The sequence below is a fragment of the Bacillus sp. SIMBA_026 genome (assembly GCF_046535335.1).
Lineage (GTDB): Bacteria > Bacillota > Bacilli > Bacillales > Bacillaceae > Bacillus > Bacillus velezensis.
Window position 1 is genome coordinate 1 of record NZ_JAWRWX010000250.1, and the last position, 264, is coordinate 264.

General features: G+C 65.9%; 1 pseudogene. It reads left to right on the forward strand.

Features of this window, described 5'->3' with window-relative positions:
• Positions 1-229: pseudogene (locus tag SB847_RS21370) on the forward strand (hypothetical protein); the annotation flags it as partial.
• Between the last annotated feature and the right edge of the window lie 35 nt (positions 230-264).

Sequence of the window (264 nt, forward strand, 5' to 3'; positions counted from 1 at the left end):
GTGGCTGATTGATCAGGCAGGGTTCGGGAAGGGCTTCGGTTTGGAAGAATCCAGCGTCACCGGAGGCAGGGCCTCCCTCTCCACGAAACACACCTTGGCCATCACCAACCGCGGCTCGGCGTCGACGGCGGACATGCTGGCAATCGCGCGCGAAGTGCGGGCCGGCGTCGTGGATCGGTGTGGCATTGAGCTGCACCCCGAGCCGCTGCTGATCGGCGTCGAACTCTAGCGGCCCTCGAACGCCGTTACGCTGGTGCGCTAGCG